At 39.4% G+C, this 14,522-nt stretch carries 17 protein-coding genes; 14 read left to right on the forward strand and 3 right to left on the reverse strand.

Annotation, left to right across the window (positions count from 1 at the left end; all coding sequences use genetic code 11):
- Positions 1-9: 9 nt before the first annotated feature.
- A complete protein-coding gene (locus EW028_RS02650; protein ID WP_004229473.1) occupies positions 10-396 on the forward strand; it encodes a response regulator in 387 nt (128 codons plus the stop codon).
- A 25-nt stretch (positions 397-421) separates the two neighbouring features.
- Positions 422-916, forward strand: coding sequence for a CcdC family protein (locus EW028_RS02655; protein ID WP_004229470.1), 495 nt, complete (start codon positions 422-424; stop codon positions 914-916).
- 440 nt (positions 917-1,356) lie between these two features.
- Here the strand turns inward: EW028_RS02655 and EW028_RS02660 are convergent, their stop codons facing one another.
- Positions 1,357-1,785 carry a DUF2621 domain-containing protein gene (locus EW028_RS02660; RefSeq protein ID WP_004229468.1) on the reverse strand — a complete coding sequence of 143 codons (429 nt, stop codon included), beginning with the start codon at positions 1,783-1,785 and terminating at the stop codon, positions 1,357-1,359.
- A gap of 121 nt (positions 1,786-1,906) precedes the next feature.
- Between EW028_RS02660 and EW028_RS02665 the strand changes: the two genes are divergently transcribed.
- From EW028_RS02665 to EW028_RS02695, 7 genes are all read left to right on the forward strand, one after another.
- A complete protein-coding gene (locus tag EW028_RS02665) occupies positions 1,907-2,122 on the forward strand; it encodes a DUF1659 domain-containing protein (RefSeq protein WP_004229465.1) in 216 nt (71 codons plus the stop codon).
- Positions 2,123-2,136: 14 nt separating this feature from the next.
- A complete protein-coding gene (locus EW028_RS02670) occupies positions 2,137-2,361 on the forward strand; it encodes a DUF2922 domain-containing protein (protein ID WP_131519811.1) in 225 nt (74 codons plus the stop codon).
- A 65-nt stretch (positions 2,362-2,426) separates the two neighbouring features.
- Positions 2,427-2,549: a YvrJ family protein gene (locus EW028_RS02675; RefSeq protein ID WP_004229459.1), complete on the forward strand. Its 123-nt coding sequence runs from the start codon at positions 2,427-2,429 to the stop codon at positions 2,547-2,549.
- Positions 2,550-2,653: 104 nt separating this feature from the next.
- A complete protein-coding gene (locus EW028_RS02680; RefSeq protein ID WP_054550847.1) occupies positions 2,654-3,262 on the forward strand; it encodes an SCO family protein in 609 nt (202 codons plus the stop codon).
- Positions 3,263-3,377: 115 nt separating this feature from the next.
- Positions 3,378-3,893, forward strand: coding sequence for an RNA polymerase sigma factor (locus EW028_RS02685; protein WP_131519812.1), 516 nt, complete (start codon positions 3,378-3,380; stop codon positions 3,891-3,893).
- Positions 3,886-4,767: a hypothetical protein gene (locus EW028_RS02690; RefSeq protein ID WP_131519813.1), complete on the forward strand. Its 882-nt coding sequence runs from the start codon at positions 3,886-3,888 to the stop codon at positions 4,765-4,767. The genes EW028_RS02685 and EW028_RS02690 overlap by 8 nt, the downstream gene beginning before the upstream one ends.
- 63 nt (positions 4,768-4,830) lie before the next feature.
- Complete coding sequence (locus tag EW028_RS02695; RefSeq protein ID WP_016992030.1) at positions 4,831-5,367, forward strand: DUF1572 family protein; 537 nt, start codon at positions 4,831-4,833, stop codon at positions 5,365-5,367.
- A gap of 30 nt (positions 5,368-5,397) precedes the next feature.
- Here the strand turns inward: EW028_RS02695 and EW028_RS02700 are convergent, their stop codons facing one another.
- On the reverse strand, positions 5,398-5,964 hold the full coding sequence (locus EW028_RS02700) for a hypothetical protein (protein WP_054550850.1): 567 nt from the start codon (positions 5,962-5,964) through the stop codon (positions 5,398-5,400).
- A 101-nt stretch (positions 5,965-6,065) separates the two neighbouring features.
- Here EW028_RS02700 and EW028_RS02705 point away from each other — a divergent pair, with 101 nt between their 5' ends.
- From EW028_RS02705 to EW028_RS02715, 3 genes are all read left to right on the forward strand, one after another.
- On the forward strand, positions 6,066-6,884 hold the full coding sequence (locus EW028_RS02705; protein WP_054550851.1) for a hypothetical protein: 819 nt from the start codon (positions 6,066-6,068) through the stop codon (positions 6,882-6,884).
- Positions 6,885-7,039: 155 nt separating this feature from the next.
- Entirely contained in the window at positions 7,040-8,719 is a 1,680-nt protein-coding gene (locus EW028_RS02710; RefSeq protein ID WP_131519814.1) for a methyl-accepting chemotaxis protein, read from the forward strand.
- A gap of 174 nt (positions 8,720-8,893) precedes the next feature.
- Positions 8,894-10,855, forward strand: coding sequence for a methyl-accepting chemotaxis protein (locus EW028_RS02715; protein ID WP_131519815.1), 1,962 nt, complete (start codon positions 8,894-8,896; stop codon positions 10,853-10,855).
- A gap of 140 nt (positions 10,856-10,995) precedes the next feature.
- On the opposite strand, the gene EW028_RS02720 is transcribed toward EW028_RS02715, so the two are convergent.
- A complete protein-coding gene (locus EW028_RS02720) occupies positions 10,996-12,393 on the reverse strand; it encodes an alanine/glycine:cation symporter family protein (protein WP_048390221.1) in 1,398 nt (465 codons plus the stop codon).
- A 224-nt stretch (positions 12,394-12,617) separates the two neighbouring features.
- Between EW028_RS02720 and EW028_RS02725 the strand changes: the two genes are divergently transcribed.
- Complete coding sequence (locus EW028_RS02725; RefSeq protein ID WP_131519816.1) at positions 12,618-13,316, forward strand: aspartate/glutamate racemase family protein; 699 nt, start codon at positions 12,618-12,620, stop codon at positions 13,314-13,316.
- 1 nt (position 13,317) lies between these two features.
- Positions 13,318-14,376 carry a DmpA family aminopeptidase gene (locus EW028_RS02730; protein ID WP_131519817.1) on the forward strand — a complete coding sequence of 353 codons (1,059 nt, stop codon included), beginning with the start codon at positions 13,318-13,320 and terminating at the stop codon, positions 14,374-14,376.
- Positions 14,377-14,522: the final 146 nt, after the last annotated feature.

The following is a 14,522-nucleotide window of genomic DNA, read 5'->3' on the forward strand; positions in this document are numbered from 1 at the left end:
AACTTTAACGTGGAGGGAGATGAACATGTGCCTACAGTTTTAGTAGTAGATGATACGCTATTTATGCGTGTTGCAATCAGTAATATGTTTACAGAATGGGGCTATGAGGTAGTCGGTAAGGCAGTAAATGGTAAGGAAGCTGTGGCGATGTATCGTGAGTTACAACCAGATTTAGTCACAATGGATGTAACGATGCCCGTTATGACAGGTATTGCAGCCGTAAAAAAAATCATCCCAGAATTTCCAGATGCAAAAATCATTATGGTAACAGCATTAGGGCAGCAAAAATTAATCGTAGAAGCGATTGAGAGTGGGGCAAAGGATTTTATTACAAAGCCTTTCGAGCCAGAACGATTAAAGGCTGTTGCTGATCAATTACTTGGACAAAATTGTTAATTAGACATTAGAGGAGGATTTTTTTATGTTAAGCAGCATCCCTTCTCACTATTATGTTATAGGGTCGACCATTATGGCCATTCTTATGGGGAGCTTTGTGATGGTCATACGAATGAGAGCTTCCAAAATGCCGACAAATGAGAAGAAAATTATTATTCCACCAATAGCGATGTCCTCAGGTGCACTGATGTTTTTATTCGAGCAATTCCGTGTACCACCGATGCAAATCTTAGAGGCGGCAGCTGTAGGAATGGTATTCTCGACAATATTAATTGCTACTTCTAAATTTGAAGTAAAGGGTCGAGATATTTATTTAAAACGTTCAAAAGCATTCGCTTTTATATTAATCGGATTGTTAATATTCCGAGTGGTGGCGAAAATGATTTTAAGTAGCTCCATCGATGTCGGTGAATTAGCAGGTATGTTCTGGATATTAGCCTTTGCCATGTTAGTACCTTGGCGTATCGCAATGCTAATCCAGTTTAAACGCGTCAAAAAAACAATTCCAAAACTACACTAGTGCTGAAGCTAGTGTAGTTTTTTTATGCATTTAAGCGCTGGAGGAACAGGATAGCCTCATAAAAGTGGCGGATAAAATCTCAAAAGTAGAGGATAGAGCAGCAAAGCGCGGTTAGAAGTCCAAAAAAAGAGGATAAAGCTAGCAAAGTGCAGGATAGCTTCATAAAAGTGGCGGATAGAACCTCAAAAGTAGAGGATAGAGCAGCAAAGCGCGGTTAGAAGTCCAAAAAAAGAGGATAAAGCTAGGAAAGTGCAGGATAGCCTCATAAAAGTGGTGGATAAAAACTCAAAAGTAGAGGATAGAGCAGCAAAGCATGGATAGAGGTCCAACTAAAGAGGATAAAGCTAGCAAAGTGCCGGATAGCTTCTTAAAAACACAGGTTAGGACAATAATCCCATAGTTAAGTAAAAACGCTGCACAAAGATTTGTGCAGCGTTTACTCATTCGAATAGATGTTCGTAGGGGGAGATGTCAATTTGCATTTGCTCTAATTTTTTGCGTAAAAATTTGTGATCGCGTTTTGGTGTTGCTTGGATATAGCCGCGAATAATGAGGTCATTGTTAATGGCAGCTGCTTTTTCTTCTAATGCGAGCTCGCCAATTTTTCCTGCAATTTTTTCCTTCGCCACTTGTCTAAAAAGCTCAGGGACGGGGCTTACGAGTTCATAGAGTAATTCTTTTTCAGCTTGTCCCCACAAGTGAACAGTTTTATCTAAATAATATTCTTGCCAATCTAAATCAGATTTTCCATCCTGCTTTGGGAGTGCCTTTAAAAATTTGCGGAACATGAAGAATCCGCCAATAGCCATCAATGAAATGAGGACGACAACCCAAAATAAAATAAACCATAAAAACCAACCTTGTAACAAATCGTTCACCTCTTTGCCTTCTCTCACTCTATTATAAAAGCTTCCGAAAAAAAATTCATCCTTAATGTCCCTTTTTTAGCAATTCGCCTTTATATAGTGTGCAGAAGGGAGGTGATGCTACATGGCTAATGTTAACTTTGTGAATGCTACACTGCGTCTCAAGTATGTGGATGGCTATGATGAGAACAATGAACCTACGTTCACCACGAAATCGTATCGAAATATTAACAACACACATAGCGCGGACGATTTGTTAGCTGTTGCTTATGCTATTGCTAGTCTTTCATCACAATCACTGGCTGGCATTGCGAAACAGGAAACACACGATTTATCTTAAGGAGGGACCACAGAATGACACAAGTTCTAGAATTGCAATTTGCCACAACTGATGGGAAAACGACAACCCTTTCGATTGATGCACCGAAGCCGAATATCACGGTGACTGACATTCAGCAGGCAATGACAACGATTATGGCTAAAAATGTTTTTACCGGGCAAGGTGGTGCACTGTCAGCCATCAAGGGAGCTCGTATTGTAGATCGTCAAGTCACAGAATTTGAAGTAGTAACAGAATAATTCAACAATGGTCTTTGCTACGAGAAGTGCAAAGACCATTTTTAACGTGAGAGAGGAGGAGAAGGATGGAACAGTGGTTGAACATGATATCCGATATCGGTTTTCCGATTTTAGTGTCATTTTATTTATTGCACCGCGTCGAAGTAAAGCTTGATGCGATTCATGCTGCACTCGTTTCATTAAAATGAAATGGATTTCACAAAGATGTACGAAAGCTGTCACTTAGAAGTTCTTGTCAACGCTTACAACCTACGTTAGGATGGGGATAGTGTAGGTTAGGGAGAGTGTTGACATGAAACGTAAATTAATAGGGCTAGTGCTGCTGTTAGCCTGTGCATCTGTGCTAGGCGCATGTGGAAACTCAAAATTTAAAGCAGATTATAGTCTAGAAATACCCGATTTTGAACATGTTAATCAACGTGGTGAAACGGTTTCGCTTGAAAGCTTAAAAGGTAAGCCTTGGATTGGTATGTATATTTTCACAAACTGTGTGTCCATCTGCCCGCCCATGTCATTAAACATGGCACAAGTCCAAGAAAAGCTTCAGAAAAAAGGAGTAGAGGACTATAACATCGTTGCCTTTTCAGTAGATCCAGATGTTGATCAACCAGATGTGTTAGCGGATTATCTTAGTAAATACAATGTTCCAGATGAATCTAAATGGAACCTTCTTACAGGGTATTCACAGAAATATATCGAACAATTTGCGGTGAAAAATACAAAGATTTTAGTGAAAAACGACCCTAACAGTGACCAAGTCATTCATGGCAATCAATTTTTCTTAGTCGATAAAGATGGTGTCCTCGTCAAAATGTATAATGGTTATGCTGAAAACATTGAAGATGTACCGATTGATACGATAGCTTCTGATATCGAAACATATATTGATGAAAATTTATAAAGTAACAGTAAACCGTCTCAAATGGTTGAGGCGGTTTTTTTATGTATTTTTCTATCTGGAAAAATAATCTTTTTCTGGTTGTGAGTCGTTTATAGTGTAGAAGGAGGATGATGGCGTGTCAGATCATGAAAATTTCAAGCAGTTAATGGCTATACATACGGAGCAATTGTTTCGAATTGCTTATTACTATACAAAGGATTTACAAATAGCCGAGGATATTGTACAGGATGTGTTTATTAAGTTCTATCATCAAAAACAATATGAGGAACGAGGAGAAATGAAGGCATACTTAGCCCGCATGACAATCAATAAATGCAAAGATTATTTAAAAAGCTGGGCATACAGAAAAATAACATTTCAGCATAAATTTTTTACCAAACAAAAATCAACATTGCCGGACACACTGATTCGTCAAGATGAACAAGCACTGTTAGATGATGCCATTTTAAGCTTACCTCTCAAACCACGAGAAGCAATTGTCTATTTTTACTTGGAGGAGATGACGATTAAAGAGATTGCGGAGCTACTTGCGATTCCTGAAGGTACTGTGAAATCACGTTTAAAGAAAGGAAAGGAGCTATTAAAAATAGAGTTACAACATATTGAATGGGAGGTGCTTTTCCATGGATAAGCATACAATGCAGGTACTACAAGATGTTTCAGCACATAAGGAAGCCATTATTCATAAGGTTCGACAACAAATTCAGCAAGAGCCTGTTATGCCCAAGCCAAGATGGACATATCGTGCCGTTACGATAATGATTACCTGCTCTATTTTATTATTCATTGCCTGGCAAGCTGCAAAACCGATGGGCGAGTTGGCTACACAGGATGAAGGAGAAACACCTACATTCACGGATTTATTTCAAACAGAAGTGGAGGGAAAAGCCACAGCATTCAGTAATTTTCTTCCACTTGCTAATTATTTAAGTCAGGCAAAACATATCCAATATTATGCACCACTTCAAGGTTTAGAGGCGATGCAATCAGTAGCAACATCACTGGAGGATGTCGTTCATCTCACTGATCCTGAAAATTTACCATTTCAACCAAATATACATGAGGTCTATGCAATTTCAGCAAAAATGGAGGATGGTAGCCAACAAACGCAATTTCAATTTAGCTATAAAGAAAAATCCTCCACTGGGGTGGATTTACAATTTATTAATTTTACCGTGACAAATGTAAAGTATAATCCCTTAGCGAGCTATGTGAAGTCTAAAAATATGGAAGAATCTTTAGGGATGAAAGTTTCGAATATAGGCTTAAATTTTATGAATCCCCTGTTTTATCGGGAGATGTCACCAGAACGAGGTTATGTATATACTTATTATAATTATGATGAGACGGATAAGCGAATCTTTCAAATGACTACTAGAGCCAATGAGTTTTATTCTTACTATAACGGCTATGTCTATCATATCGGGTATCAACTTGATGGAGACCCACAGGAGGTTCAAGAAAAAATGGCGATCCTTGCAAGAGATTTTATTCTTGGCGAATAAGTCATGAGACATTTCAATTGAGCTATAATAGAATGATAGAAAAGAGGGGATGGAGGTTCGACTATGACAATTGCACAAACCTATTTACAAGTTGTTCAGAAAAGATTTCAAAGTGTGAAAGAGCTAGGGGATAAAACACTTGCCCAAATGGAAGAGGCACAATTGCACTGGGCATACAATGAAGAATCCAATAGTATTGCAGTAATTGTAAAGCATATAAGTGGAAATATGGTTTCCCGCTGGACAGATTTTTTAACGACAGATGGAGAAAAGCCAACGAGAAATCGAGATGATGAGTTTGAGGATAGTCTTCACACCAAAGAAGCAATCATCTCAGCTTGGGACAAGGGGTGGCAAGTGTTTTTAGAGGCCTTGGCGAGTTTAACAGAATCCGATTTACAGGGACATGTCACGATTAGAGGAGAGCGGCTAGCAGTCATTGATGCTATTGAAAGACAAATGGCACACTATGCACAGCACGTCGGTCAAATCATTTATATCGCCAAATTGGTAAAGGGCTCTGATTGGCAAACACTCAGTATTCCTAAAGGACAGTCACAAGCTTTTACTGAAGCCATGCTAGATAAACATCAACGCTAAAGAAGAAAGATCGTAGCCAAGTAGTAGGTGCTACGATCTTTTTTCTGCTAAATAGAGCTTGTATAAGGCTGTTTCTAGGTCGGTCGCTTGAGCGAGTTCAAATGCCTCCTGCTGACTTCTATGATTTGTGATTATCTCATAGAAAAAGTGAATTAGAAACATGAGATTAGCATTACCCTCAATATAATCATCAGGTGCTAGGTAGGAATGACAGCCACTCTCTAAAAAGGCTGTCGCTAGCTGCTGCCAGCCTAATGTACAGCCTGCCGCAATGACCTTGACACCCTGTAGCTGACAATAGGTTAAGACATCTTGAGGTTCAAAATAGATACTCCTTGGTTCATTTTCTTCATATACCTCTTCTCCTAGCTCAGGCAGACAAAATCGCCCCTCATCGCCGTGAAAGTTTAATAGCAAATAATCCATTTTGTGAGGAAGATCATTTCCAGATAAAATATCAATTAAATCATTTGGTCTGCCAATTAAATCGAGTGTCACTCCTGCACCAAAGGATTCCAGTGCTGCTCGAATGGCCATGGATTCAAAATCACAGTCAGGACCAACTACTAAATGTACGTATAATTCTGGTCTACTCATATATCATCACCTCTATTTAAGTATAGCTGAAACTTATTAGATTAGTAAATCGTATATGACAATAATTACTATAAATGTAAAGTGGTAAAGGAGGTGATAAAGTGTACAAGAGTGGTTATATTCATACACTTATTCTGGGCATTGTTCTAAGTATAAGCACACTACTACTCTTCATTTACAATGAAAGGCAGCGGGAGGAGCTAGTGCCGCTGCATACTCCCATTCAATCAATTAAAGAGGCTTGGTATTTGTCTGGAAGTAATGGCAAGGAGCAATATTTATATCCATTAAAGCAAGTATTCTACGTCGACCGCTATGAGGTGAAAGATACAGATCGCCTTCAGCAAGTTTTACAAACTAAAAAGGACCTTAGCAGTCGACCAGCAGACCATGAAGCAGTAAGTGATTTATACATACACTTCCATAATGGCAAGGAAACGGCCTTGAAAGTAATAGTCGAGGATGAACGATTCTTCCTAATGGATCAAAAAACAGGATTGTATTATGTACTGCAAGCACAAGAAGCTGAGGATTATTTTCATTTGTTAAATGAGAAAAGCAAAATGTCGTGGCTATTATTTATTGTTTATACAATTTTATTTTTTGGTCTTGTCTATATGCTTGTAAAGAAACTAATAGCCGCTAAATCCACAGAGAAAGAAAGCATTCCCTCCAATACGAGGGAAAAAAGATCACTAGCAGATTCTATTTATCCAGCCATCCTGCCCTTGGTCATCACATTCTCTATGCAGATTTATGGGGCTCAACATAGCTTACTATTACTGAGTGCGATGATGCTGACTTCAGGCATTCGAGAGTTTTTAGAAAAAAGAGGTCATTTTCTGAAAATGCTCCTACTTCTTCCGCTCTTTTGGTGTTATCTCTATGGTTTCCAAATGATTACTTCCTATTTCAACTAGTAAAATAGTGGATATTATTGTCAATAGATTAGATGCGAAATTCTCATTATTGTTAAATTTTAGCGATAGTTTAGGAGGATGAGCATAGATTTTATAGGCTAATAGGTTTAGGTAGGCTATACTCAAGTGGATTATAGAAGAATAGAGGGAATCATATGAGACTAACTGTGGAACGGAAATTGCAATTTGCTTTTGGTATTGTCCTCATCTTTTTACTGCTTATATCAGGGATTGCTATGTACTACTTGAATAATAATAATCAGACATTAGCAGAAATCGAAGACAATACGGAATTAATCCATTTATATCAAGATATCTCGTTCCAAACCGTACGAGCGAATGCGGCTATTCGTGGGTATATGTTATATGGCAAGGAAGAAATGCTCAACAATCATCATGAAATCCGAAATACCTTACATACGTCGATTAATCGACTTCAAGAAGTAGGCGATAGTAATCAAGATTTTGATCAATTTTTATCGCAGCTTGACGACTGGGAAAAGGCTATAGATGGGCAGATAGTGCCTCTTTATCAGCGAGGGGATCATCAGCAGGCACAACAAATGGCTTTACCGATTTTAGGTGAGGGCTCTCAGAAATTGGTTGTCTTTGGAAAAACGATGGCAACAGCTCAGCAAGAAGATATGCAGGCTCATATTGAGGCTACCAAGCAAAAAGGAGAAAGAAGTGGCCTGGAAATTATGATTCTAGTGGCTATTTCTCTACTTATAAGCATTATCATTGCAACACTATTTGGTAGACGGATCGCAAAAAATATTCAACAAACAGTAGTTGAAATGGATAAGTTTTCGGAAGGGAATTTGCATACATATTTACAATTTAAAACCAAGGATGAGTTTGCACACTTAGCCGATTCCTTCAATAGTATGTCAGAAAAGCTTCGACTGATGATGAAACAAGTCGGAAACTCCTCTGAGCAAGTTGCCGCAACATCCGAACAGCTAACAGCAAGTAGCATGGAGGTTACACAGGCGACAGAGGTGGTAACAGAATCTATTCATGATATTGCACAAGGTATTGATCAGCAGGATACATTAACAAGTGATGTACGAAATTTATCTGCCCATATCTTGAAGAAAATGAATGATATTTCTACAAGCATACAAAGCGTGAATCAAGCAACAGTCAACACGAAAAATATGGCACAAACAGGTCGTTCTTCGGTACATGATGTTACAGCGCAAATGAATGAAATCTCTACTAACACAAGTGAGCTAAATACACGTGTACAAGATTTAGATGACAATACAGCGGCGATTGTATCAGCAGTAAATGTCATTAAGAGTATAGCGACACAGACCAATTTACTAGCAATCAATGCCTCTATTGAAGCCGCAAGGAGCGGGGAGCATGGGAAAGGCTTTGCGGTAGTGGCAGAGGAAGTCCGCAAGCTAGCAGATGAGTCAAATCTTGCTGCAGTCGATATTGAAAAAGTAGTGGCCCAAATTACAGATAGCACGAGGATTATCGAGGAAGATATGGTTAATAGTAATGATTCTGTCCATGTAGGTCGTGAAAAGGTTAATGTGGCAAGGGATAACTTTATACAAATTGATGATGCCATTAATGATGTACAAGCACAGACCGAGCTAGTAACGGCAGCCATTCAAGCAATTCATCAAGATATTGAAAAGTTAGTGCAGGAAATGGACTATATGAGTGAAGTGTCGATAAAATCAAGCCATCATGTGCAAAGTGTTGCAGCCTCTTCAGAGGAACAAAATGCAGCTATGGAGGAGGTAGCAGCAGCCTCTACCCATCTAGCAAAGATGGCAATAGACCTGCAAGAATCCATTCAATCGTTTAAATACTAAATTCAATTGACCCCTGTCTAGTTACAGGGGTTTTATTTGTCGGTAAAGCCTGAATAATATGAAAATCTTAAAAATGTTAGAAAAAATTTTTTTCGTCCGATAAAAGCTTTGGGAGAAATGTTAAGCAGATAAAGAGAGGGAGAGGTTTAGAAAAAATCAAAAGGAGATTGATATATGAAGAAACTATTTAGCAGTTTTAAGGGCAAGCTTTATACGCTATTCGCGCTAGTATTACTTATCCCTGTCATATCTGTTGGGAGTTTGTCTTATTTATCTGCAAAAGACTCGATTGAAGAAGAAATTTTATTTAGTGCCAATGAAAGTGTAGGCATTTTAAATAAGCTCATTGACAAAACAATTAGTGAGAAAATGAGTGACATCAATGTATTTAGTAGTGAAATAGATACGCGTCAATATGAAGAAGCACAAGCTTCGATTGTGGCTAAATTTCAGCAATATACAAAGCTTAATGCAGATGTATTGAGTGTTTATATTGGCATGAATGACGGTCGATTTACACAGGAGCCAAAATTGAATGGTGCAGACTATAATCCATTAGATCGAGATTGGTATAAAGAGGCGACAGCTTTAAAAGGTGAAACCTTAATCACCAACCCTTACAAGGATGCGGGGACGGGTGATATGGTGGTAACAGTTGCTAAGCAGACGAAGGATCATGCTGGAGTTGTGGCAATCGATATTAAATTAACCGATCTTCAAAAAATTGCTGATTCAATTCGAATCGGAAAAAATGGGTATCCTTCAATTTTTGGAGAAGACAAGATGGTCATTTCACATCCTACACTTGAAGCGGGAGGAGAACTGAAAGAAAGTTTCCTTGATAAAATGTACGAAAGTCCATCAGGTACGTATGAATATGTCTTTAATGGTGATGATCGTCTATTATTCTATACGACAAATGAACTGACAAATTGGAAAATAACAGGAACGATTTTTGCTGAAGAAATTGATGAGTCTGCTTCCTCGATTTTATACCATACGATTCTAGTCCTCATAGCAGCAATTATCATCAGTTCCATCATTTTTTATTTTGTAATGAGGGCTGTCATTAAACCAATTAAAGCCTTAAAGGATAGTGCGGTTACGATCAGCAAAGGGGATCTCACGGAAATGGTAACGATTACGTCAAAAGATGAGATTGGCCAATTAGGACAAGCCTTTAATGATATGCAAGAAAGCTTACGGACACTAATACAAAAAATTGAACAAAATGCAGAGGAGGTTGCTTCTTCAGCAGAAGAGCTAACTGCCAATGCCAATCAGACAAGCATTGCAACAGAAAAAGTGGCGATTTCCATTCAGGATGTTGCAACAAGTGCTGATTCTCAAACGATTAGTGCCAATAAAAATGCAGCTTCTTTACATGAGCTTTCTACTGCCATTCTGCATATTGCTGAAATCTCCTCCGCTGTGACGGACCTTTCACAGCATGCGACATTACAGGCGGATGAAGGCGGACAAGCTGTTCAAAATACAAAAAATCAAATGCAATCCATTCATTTATCCGTAGCAGACTCCAATGCGAAAATCCAGACATTGCATGAACGCTCTCAGCAAATTACATCCATTTTAGATGTGATTACAAGCATTGCAGATCAAACAAATTTACTAGCTTTAAATGCAGCTATCGAAGCAGCGAGAGCAGGAGAGCATGGGAAAGGCTTTGCAGTCGTGGCAGACGAAGTGCGTAAGCTTGCAGAGCAATCACAGGAATCAGCTAAACAAATATTTGAGCTTATCCGAGGGATTCAGCAAGAAACGGAGCAATCTGTCAGTATTATGGCGAAGGTTACAGAGGATGTGCAAAGTGGATTGCATATTTCCGATGAAGCCATTGCAAAATTCCAAGTCATTATGACAAGTATGAATGAGATTACCCCTAAAATGGAGGAGGTCTCCTCAGCCTCTGAACAGATGTCTGCAGGTGTTCAAGAGGTAGCGGCAGTAACAGAAGATTTGGCATTCTCCGCGAAAGGCAATGCAGCGGCGTCTGAGGATGTAGCGGCATCAACAGAGGAGCAATTAGCCTCAATGGAGGAAATCAATGCCTCTGCGCAAGCACTCGCACATATGGCGGATGAATTAAAGCTACTGATTAGTCAGTTTAAATATTAAAGCACAACGCCACTCCAAAATTTTGGGGTGGCGTTAAGTGTTGATTACTAGTAGAGCAAAGTAACCGTTTTTTATAAAATTACCATTTATTTAAATATCGAAAAAACGCCACTCTAATTTTAGAAGTGGCGTTCAGTACTTTATCGATCTTCTTCTTCCCAACAGTCTGTATTTTTTAAGGTTGGGATTGATTTTGCATAGAAGACAGGATTTTTTCCTGCTCTACGTTGCTCAGTAAAGTCGTCTAGCACGAGGAAGGCAATTTTACCGAGCATCATAATGATGGCGATATTGATAAGCGCCATCAGCCCCATAAAGAGGTCAGCGAGATTCCATACAAGCTGTACCTGTGCGATGGAGCCGAACATGACCATAACTAACACTAAAATTCGATAGCAAAACATCCAAGCTTTATGGGCATCCATAAATTCAATATTGGATTCACCATAATAATAATTACCAATAATCGAACTAAAAGCGAAGAAAATGATGGAGATGGCAATAAAATAAGGAGCCCAATCACCAACATGAACAGCTAAAGAATTTTGCGTCAAAATAATACCATCACTCTCACCTTTATCATATAAGCCCGCTAAAATAATGATAAAGGCAGTGGCTGTACAAATCATAATCGTATCAAAAAAGACACCTAAGCTTTGTACAAGTCCTTGCTTAGCAGGATGCGAAGTATTAGCAGTCGCAGCAGCATTCGGTACACTCCCCATCCCTGCTTCATTGGAAAATAAACCGCGACGTACGCCCTGCATGATTGCTGCCCCAATTGCGCCACCAGCAGCTTCCTGTAGGCCAAATGCATGAGTGAAAATTAATGAAAAAACATGTGGGATTTCCGATAAATTAGTCACCACTACAAAAAGAGCTACAAGTAAATAGAAGATGGCCATAACTGGAACAAGAACTTGTGTCACCTTTACAATTCGATGGACACCACCAAAAATAATTAATCCAGTTAAAATGACAAGTATAGCCCCGATAATCTTTGGATTTACATCGAAGGCTTCGCCGACTGAAGTGGCAATTGTGTTGGATTGCACAGCATTAAAAATAAAGCCAAAGCTTAATGTTAATAGAATACTAAAAATAATGCCAAGCTTTCGCTGACCTAATGCTTTCTCCATATAGTAGGCGGGCCCACCACGGAATGTATCGCCATCCTTCACTTTATAGACCTGTGCTAAGGTACTTTCAATGAAGGCAGTGGCCATCCCTAAAATCGCGATTATCCACATCCAAAATACTGCACCAGGACCGCCTACACCAATGGCTAAGGCTACCCCTGTAATATTTCCTGTGCCGACACGTGAAGCAGCACTAATGGTAAAGGCTTGGAACGGAGAAACCCCCGAATCGCCCTCTCTTTTTTCTACAATTAAACGAAACATTTCAGGAAAAAGACGAATTTGTACAAACTTCGTACCGAATGAAAAATATAGTCCTGCTGCTAAAAGTAAGATAATGAGGATATATGTCCATAAAATATTATTTCCACTGTCAACTATTGTTGAGATCCATTCCATAAGTTGTCCTCCTTTCACAATACGCTTTAGTCTACACTGTTTTTTTATTAAAAATCAACTTTTCTAAAATAATGAATTATACTAAAATTTTGATATTTATAATTTATTAATTGAGAAAACTCATTTTATCTACTATTTTCCAATCATTGTATATTATTTTTGGAAAATTCTCTTATTTTTGTGTGAGGGAGGCGTATAATAATAGAAAAAGGAGTGATGTAGACATGAAAACAATCGGCTTAATCGGTGGGATGAGCTGGGAGTCATCTGCTGAATATTACAGACTTATCAATGAACAGGTTAAACATAGGCTAGGGGGCCTACACTCTGCGAAATGTATTTTGTTTAGTGTAGATTTCCAGCAAATTGAGCATTTTCAAGCTAACGGGGAGTGGGACAAAGCAGGTGAGGTTCTAGCTCAAGCTGCACAAGCACTGGAGCGGGCAGGCGCAGACCTAGTCATCATTTGTACCAATACAATGCATAAGGTCATTGATGTTATCGAGCCTGCTATAACCATTCCTATTTTACATATTGCGGATGCCACAGCTAAGCAAATCAAAGAAGCGGGGCTACAGAAAATAGCGCTTCTTGGTACAAAGTACACAATGGAGCAAGCGTTTTATAAGGCAAGGGTAGAAAGCTTTGCCATAGAGGTGATCGTGCCTGACAGCAACGACCGAATGGAAGTCAACCGAATTATTTACAATGAATTGTGTCTTGGTACCATTGTACCAGCATCTAAAAGGTACTATAGCCAAGTGATCGAGGAGCTTGTACATGCGGGGGCACAAGGGGTAATTTTGGGCTGCACGGAAATCGGCTTACTGATTCAGCAGGAGGATGTTAGCATTCCAGTGTTTGATACAACTGCTATCCATGCACAGGCTGCTGTGTTAATGGCGATTGAGGAGGATGCATAATATGCAGGGAAAAGTAAGACAATTGGGCATTGAAATTGGTGTGTTACCAGTTGGTCAGAAAAACTGCATCACCGATGTAGAAGGAGTTCAAGTGGGGCATGTGACATTGGATGAGCCATTAGATCAGAATGGGGCCTATGCGTGTACAGGCGTTACAGCCATTTTACCGCATGGAGGCAATGTATTTCAGCAAAAGGTGACAGCGGCAAGCTATGTACTAAATGGCTTTGGAAAAACAACGGGACTTGTGCAAGTGAATGAACTAGGTGTACTGGAATCGCCCATTATGTTAACCAATACTTTTGGCGTACCAGCTGTGACACAAGGTACATTAAGCTATATGCTTGATAGGAATGAAGACATTGGACTGACAACAGGAACCATTAATCTCGTTGTGGGCGAGTGTAATGATAGTTATCTTAATTCGATTCGAGCTTGTCCAGTGACACCTGCGCATGCCATAGAAGCCATTCGTCAAGCCTCTACAAAGACGGCACAGGAAGGCGCTGTTGGTGCAGGAAAGGGGATGATGTGTTTCGGCTACAAAGGAGGAATTGGTTCTTCCTCTCGCATCGTCAAAGTAGAATCAAATGAAGTGAACTATACAGTAGGCTGCCTAGTTCTTAGTAACTTTGGACAAGACAGGGAGTTTTTAGCCGAGCATTACAAAGTCTCAACTATGCAAAACCAATCTACTCTATCACCAACAGATGGCTCCATTATCATTGTCCTTGCGACAGATGCCCCGCTAAGTAGTCGACAATTAACACGTGTCATTAAGCGCTGTGGTATTGGTTTAGGACGGACAGGCAGTCATTTTTCACATGGTAGTGGTGACATTGTGATTGGCTTCACGACGGCACATTGTATTCCTCATACCACTGATCAGCTTATTGAGACTAGAAGTCAGCTTCGTGAGGATCATCCCATCATGAATCAATTGTTTACAGCCGCAGCGGAAGCGACTGAGGAAGCGATACTAAATTCATTATCCCAAGCTAAGACAACAACTGGCCGCAATGGTCATACAGTGCAAGCTTATTCCTTTCAACAGGCATAAAAGAAAAGGCTATTGAAACAGCAATTGTGTTTCAATGGCTTTTTTTGAGCACCAAAACAGGTTTCGTTAATTTTTTAGCATGAGCGAGCTATAAGATGAATAAAATCCTTAATTAGAGGATATAAGTGGTTTTTCGATCCGTCAAT

Origin of the sequence: Lysinibacillus sp. OL1 (assembly GCF_004332175.1) — a bacterium.
Lineage (GTDB): Bacteria > Bacillota > Bacilli > Bacillales_A > Planococcaceae > Lysinibacillus > Lysinibacillus capsici.

Coding starts and splice junctions, on each gene's coding strand:
- EW028_RS02655 (WP_004229470.1), top strand. CDS start 422: ATGTTAAGCAGCATCCCTTCTCACTATTATGTTATAGGGTCGACCATT.
- EW028_RS02665 (WP_004229465.1), top strand. CDS start 1,907: ATGGCTAATGTTAACTTTGTGAATGCTACACTGCGTCTCAAGTATGTG.
- EW028_RS02670 (WP_131519811.1), top strand. CDS start 2,137: ATGACACAAGTTCTAGAATTGCAATTTGCCACAACTGATGGGAAAACG.
- EW028_RS02675 (WP_004229459.1), top strand. CDS start 2,427: ATGGAACAGTGGTTGAACATGATATCCGATATCGGTTTTCCGATTTTA.
- EW028_RS02680 (WP_054550847.1), top strand. CDS start 2,654: ATGAAACGTAAATTAATAGGGCTAGTGCTGCTGTTAGCCTGTGCATCT.
- EW028_RS02690 (WP_131519813.1), top strand. CDS start 3,886: ATGGATAAGCATACAATGCAGGTACTACAAGATGTTTCAGCACATAAG.
- EW028_RS02695 (WP_016992030.1), top strand. CDS start 4,831: ATGACAATTGCACAAACCTATTTACAAGTTGTTCAGAAAAGATTTCAA.
- EW028_RS02700 (WP_054550850.1), bottom strand. CDS start 5,964: ATGAGTAGACCAGAATTATACGTACATTTAGTAGTTGGTCCTGACTGT.
- EW028_RS02710 (WP_131519814.1), top strand. CDS start 7,040: ATGAGACTAACTGTGGAACGGAAATTGCAATTTGCTTTTGGTATTGTC.
- EW028_RS02715 (WP_131519815.1), top strand. CDS start 8,894: ATGAAGAAACTATTTAGCAGTTTTAAGGGCAAGCTTTATACGCTATTC.
- EW028_RS02720 (WP_048390221.1), bottom strand. CDS start 12,393: ATGGAATGGATCTCAACAATAGTTGACAGTGGAAATAATATTTTATGG.
- EW028_RS02725 (WP_131519816.1), top strand. CDS start 12,618: ATGAAAACAATCGGCTTAATCGGTGGGATGAGCTGGGAGTCATCTGCT.
- EW028_RS02730 (WP_131519817.1), top strand. CDS start 13,318: ATGCAGGGAAAAGTAAGACAATTGGGCATTGAAATTGGTGTGTTACCA.